This window comes from Streptomyces sparsus, from assembly GCF_054776295.1.
Map to the genome: position 1 here is coordinate 1 of NZ_BAAHCA010000324.1, position 4969 is coordinate 4969.

The following is a 4969-nucleotide window of genomic DNA, read 5'->3' on the forward strand; positions in this document are numbered from 1 at the left end:
TGCCGGGGGAGCGGCACACCCGGCCGCCTCGCCGCCGGCGGATGGTCGTCCCCCGCCGTACGCGGCGGCGGTATGCGCGGCCGGCGCACGGGCCCGTCCTCGGGGGAGCGGCCGGGAAGTTGCGGGTCGTTCACTGCTGACCTCCGAGCCCCGCGCGCCCCATGGGCGGCAGGGTGCCCTTTGTCGCGGTGGACAGCATCTGGAGCCCCAACCGGAGCCGACGCCTTGCCTCGTCCTCGGTGACGCCCAGGTGCTCGGCGGCCTGGCGGTAGTCCTGGCGCTGTATGTACGCCAACTCCAGGGCGGCCCGCAGTGAGGCCGGCATGGACGTCCTGATGTAGTCGGCGCGCGCCGCGACGGAGGCGGCCCGCACCTGCTCCTCCAGCGATTCCGCCGACCCCGCGCTGCCGTCATGGCTGCGCCGCAGCCGCTGGACCGCCAGCCGGTGCGCGACGGCCGCTATCCACGACCGCATCGAACCCTCCTTGGGCTCGTAGGCCTCCGGATGCTCCCAGACGTAGGCGAAGACGTCCCGGGTGACCCGGTCGGCGGCGTCCTCGTCGTCCAGCACCCGGTGGGCGAGGCCGTGCACGAGCGAGGCGAAGCGGTCGTACAGCTCACCCAGTGCCGCCGCCTCCCCACGCGTCAGCCGCTGCTGCATCTTGCGGTCCCAGCGAGGTGGTGTGTCATGCCCCATCGTCCCGGCCCCCAGCCCTCTTCCTTCCTCGAATGTAGTGCGAAGGGCTGGCCCGATGCGCCCCTTTGCGGCAAAGTGCGCCCCCGGGGTTGACAGCGGATGGTGGTTGCCCCGTCACGGTGCGCGGACTCTCCCGGTGCGAATTGAATCGGTAATGCCCGATTCTGTCGATGAGTTACGGGGGTGTGACCGGATCTCAGGGGAGTTTGCGGTCGACTTGGGCATAGGCTCGAGCAGGGGGAAACCGTTTTGACCGTGGTCGGCGGGGCAGCCGAGACGGGAAGCAACGGTTCCGGTAGGACGAGGGAAGGGCTTCAACGCGTGTCATTGAAGGTGATGGAGGAGTCGCGCGGGGACTGGTCCGTGCTGCGCGTGTCGGGGGAGATGGACCTCGTCACCTCGCCGGCGGTCCGGCAGCACATGCACGCGGCGGTCGCCGAAGGGCGGCACAGCGTCGTACTCGATCTTTCCGAAGTCCTGTTCTGCGATTCCAGCGGCGTCGGTGTACTGATCGCCGCCCGGCGGCTGATGCACTCCTGCGCGGGCCGGCTGCGGCTGATCCTGCCCGCCAAGGGAGCCGTCGACGGGTCGCACGTGAACCGGGTGCTCGCCGCTCTGGGGGTGCGCCGCCTCTTCGACTGCTACCCCGACCTGGACGCCGCCACCGACGGCGCCGCCCGCCCGCTCTCCGCCTGACGGCCGCCCTTCCTCAACCGCTGTCCGCTGTCCGCTCCGGGCAGCTTTCCTGAGCCGCCTCGACGGCTTGCCTGCTGCCGGCCGTCGCGCGCCCGCGCACGCCCCCGTCCTGAGGCCGTTCGCGCCCCCAGCCCGTCGTTCGTGCCCTGAGCCCTTCCCGCTGCTGAGCCGGTGCCGCTCCTGAGGCCTTCCCGCTCCTGAGCCCGTGCCGCTCCCGAGGCCGTGCGGCTCCCCAGCCCGTGCCGGTCGGCGGCTCATGCGCGGTCGGCGGGCCGCCCGCGGCTTTTGCGCCCTGTGTTCGGAGTGTGAATCGGCGCCGTGTTCAGCGGGTGCGAGCCGTTAGCAGGGGGAACGGACCAGCCCGGGCCACCCCCACGTGCGCAGACGTGCCGTGGCCCGCCCGCCACGTACCCGAGGGATCTCCATGCCCACGTCCACGCATGTCACCCCCGGCCTCCGGCCCGGCCTCTCCGGCTGGACGCGGTCGGCGGACGCGGTCGGTACCGCCCTGTGCGGCACCTTCGCTCTCGCCATGGCCGCCAGCGCCGTCGAGGCCACCCTCGCTCCCGACTGGACGGCCCGCACCTGGCCGGTGCCCTGGATCGTGACCGCCGTGCTCCTGCTCGCCTGGGTGCCGCTCCGGTACCTCGACAAGACGATCGCCGCCGGGTCGGGTGCGTCCGGGGCCGGCACCGGGCAGCAGTGGCCCGGCGTCCGGCTCCGGACGGACAGGGGAGCGATGGGCACGGCGGGCGTCGCGGAGGGCGGCGTCCCGTGCCGCTGAGACCCACGGCACCCGCGGTCGGCGCCCGTCGGCACCCGGCAGGGCCGTCTCGTGCCATCGGGCCGCGCGGGTGCCGTGCGCGGGTCAGGCGGTCATGGCCGAGCCCCGCCACTGCTGGTTGGTGCGGTGCGAGGCGCAGTCCCAGATACCCAGCCGGGTGCCGTTGCCCGTCCCCCAGTCGAGGGCGTCGAGACAACGGCCGGAGTGCGTGTTGCGCAGCAATCCGTTCGGCAGCCGTTCCCAGAGCTGGTTGCCGGCGCCGTGGCAGTTGTTGAGGCCGACGTGGGTGCCGTTCTCCACTCGCGCGAACTGCACGTCCATGCACTTGCCCAGAGCGCGGATCGTTCCGTCCGCGTGGAGTTTCCACGACTGGGCGGTGGTTCCGTTGCAGTCGTGGAGCTGGATCGGGGTGCCTTCCTTCGTACCGCCGCCCTTGACGTCCACGCACTTCCCGGAATGCACGCCGATGATCTGCCCGTCGGCGGTGACCGGCGGAGTGCAGTGGATCTCCACGAGCACCTGGTAGTACCCCTGGCTGATCTCGTTGCCCGAAGGACCCGCGCTTCTGCGGCAGTTACCGGAGGAGTAACCCTCGTTCGCCGCTGCCGCGTAGGCGGAGTTCCAGGCGGCCTCCACGGCGATGTTCCACGGGCCGTACCCCGCGCCGAGAAAGTACTTCGGCTCGGTGGGAGCGGCGGCGACGGCTGCCCGGGAGGTGGTGGGGGTCGAGGCTGCTGCCACGGCCGTGCCGGGCAGGAGGAGCGCGGCGACGAGGGCGGCGACAAGGCCGGTGACAAGGGCGAGAGCCGAGACGACTCTTCCGGACGACTTCATTGTTCTTCCTTCCGCTTGCGCGACGGATACTGCCGGTGCGGTGCGGTGCGGACGCCGGGAGAACACGTCCGGAAGAAAAGGACGCCCGGCGGGAATTCGGGGTGCGCGGTGGCCGGGATTCCGCTTTCCCGTGCGACGCCCGGTCTCGGAGCGTCCGGTGTCGCGAAGTGGCGCACACCTGGCGAGAGCTGTGCACACGGCCGCAACGAATCCCCGAATCATCGAACACGGGCGGCCGGTTCGGATATCGGTGACCGGCGCCCGCTGACCGAGACAAGATCCTAACCAGGTGACGGAATCAGACAAGACCGCGTGCGGGTTTTTCTGCGACGCACGGGGAGCGAGTGAAAATGGGAGTTCCGTGTTCCGTTCGCCGCGCCGACTGACCACGCCCTTCCGCGCCACCCGCGCCTCGGTGCCGCGGGCCCTCCGTGCCCCGCGGTTCCTCCTGGTCACTCACCGTGACAGAGCGGGGTGGTGTTGTTGTGGTGCGTCCGACTGTTCGACGAGCTGTGAGGCGGTCGCTTCGGAGCGTGACCTGGGTTTCAGTCGATGCACGCTCGTGACTGATCACCGGAGGGCTACCCGCGGGTGCTCGGGTACGCTCCGTCGAATGCGACAGGTAGAGGGGCTCCGGCGCCCGGGGGTGCGACGTTCGACTCGGCGTCTTCGGCGTCGCACAGTATGCGGGTCGCCTACTCCTTTGCGCCGGAATATGCCTGAAGCGCTTGTCCGCACAACAGCTTGTCCATCAGGCTGTGTTACTTCGGGATCACGTACCGTGATGGTCCCGCCGGTCTTGGTGGTGTGAGCGGTGCAGGTGCTGCAGGTGCAACTCGAGATCGGGCCTGATCCGATGGAGGTCGGACGGGCCCGGCGATGGGCGCGGTCCCGATTGGCCGGTTCCGGGATCAGTGCGGACGGTCAGTTGGGCGAGACGCTCATCCTGCTGATCTCGGAGTTGGTCACGAACGCGGTGGTGCACGCCGGTTGCCCGGCGGTGCTGCGCATGCTGCTGCCGGAGCGGCACGTCCCCGGAGCCGTCCGGGTGGAGGTGGCCGACGCCAGCAGCAAGGGCCCCTGCCGGCGTCAGGCCGGTGGCAACGACACGGGCGGGCGGGGTCTCGAACTCGTCGACGGGCTGGCCGACCGGTGGGGCTGGCAGCCCGAGGGGCAGGGTAAGCGCATCTGGTGCGAGCTGGACCGGGTCGAGTGCGGGCCGGTGCGGGAGCCGCTGTCGATGCACGGAGTCGGTCACCCGCGTGCGCGGACAAATCGGGTCTAACGCCCAAAGCCCAGGCCAGGTGTTGACGAGCGGTGTCCGTTTGATCACCCTGGTCTGAGCGATTCGCCGTGAGGGGACGTCGAGGGCTGTGGGCTCCCCGTCCGCGTTCCTCGGCGAGTGCGGGTCGTCGTCCGGTGCCGGACCTCTCCGTCGGAGAGTCGTAGCCCGAGTGCCGGAGAGCCGGGTGGCGGTCCGCGATGCGTGCTCGGGGCGTGCAGCGCACCGCCACCCCGGCCGGTTCCCGTCCGCGTGCGGCCCGAGCCCCGCGTTCCGCCCGTCCGTCGCGTCAGGCGCCCCGCGCCACGTCCCCGCCGGTTCGCCCCGGGCTTGCGCCGACCGGGCCCTGGTAGGTGCTGCGGTAGGCGCGCGGTGAGACACCCAGGGCGGCGTGGAAGTGCTGCCGCAGCGAGGCGCCGGTGCCGAACCCGGTGTCCGACGCGATGCGGTCCACCGGCAGACCACTGGTCTCCAGCAGTTCCCGGGCCCGTTCCACGCGCTGCTGCGCCAGCCACCGCATCGGGGTGAGCCCCACCTCCTCGCGGAACCTGCGGTTGAAGGTGCGCACGCTCATCGCCTCCCGCGCGGCCAGCTCCCGCAACGTCAGCGGCCGGTCGAGGTGGCGCAGCGCCCACGCACGGGCGCGGCCGGTGGCGCCGACGCCGCTGGTCGCCAC

General features: G+C 71.4%; 6 protein-coding genes. 3 read left to right on the forward strand and 3 right to left on the reverse strand.

Annotated elements, in window-relative coordinates:
- Nucleotides 1-130: 130 nt before the first annotated feature.
- Nucleotides 131-697 carry an RNA polymerase sigma factor gene (locus tag ACYVE9_RS15470; protein ID WP_461028427.1) on the reverse strand — a complete coding sequence of 189 codons (567 nt, stop codon included), beginning with the start codon at nt 695-697 and terminating at the stop codon, nt 131-133.
- Between the two features lie 336 nt (nt 698-1033).
- On the opposite strand from ACYVE9_RS15470, the gene ACYVE9_RS15475 reads away from it, so the two are divergent.
- A complete protein-coding gene (locus ACYVE9_RS15475; protein ID WP_461028432.1) occupies nt 1034-1393 on the forward strand; it encodes an STAS domain-containing protein in 360 nt (119 codons plus the stop codon).
- Between the two features lie 424 nt (nt 1394-1817).
- Nucleotides 1818-2177 (forward strand): hypothetical protein, encoded by a 360-nt coding sequence (locus ACYVE9_RS15480; RefSeq protein ID WP_461028428.1) that lies wholly within the window; start codon nt 1818-1820, stop codon nt 2175-2177.
- A gap of 84 nt (nt 2178-2261) precedes the next feature.
- On the opposite strand, the gene ACYVE9_RS15485 is transcribed toward ACYVE9_RS15480, so the two are convergent.
- Complete coding sequence (locus ACYVE9_RS15485) at nt 2262-3011, reverse strand: ricin-type beta-trefoil lectin domain protein (protein ID WP_461028429.1); 750 nt, start codon at nt 3009-3011, stop codon at nt 2262-2264.
- A gap of 814 nt (nt 3012-3825) precedes the next feature.
- Here ACYVE9_RS15485 and ACYVE9_RS15490 point away from each other — a divergent pair.
- Nucleotides 3826-4296, forward strand: coding sequence for an ATP-binding protein (locus ACYVE9_RS15490; protein WP_461028430.1), 471 nt, complete (start codon nt 3826-3828; stop codon nt 4294-4296).
- Between the two features lie 286 nt (nt 4297-4582).
- Here the strand turns inward: ACYVE9_RS15490 and ACYVE9_RS15495 are convergent.
- A partial coding sequence (locus ACYVE9_RS15495; RefSeq protein WP_461028431.1) for a helix-turn-helix domain-containing protein occupies nt 4583-4969 on the reverse strand: 387 nt, incomplete at its 5' end.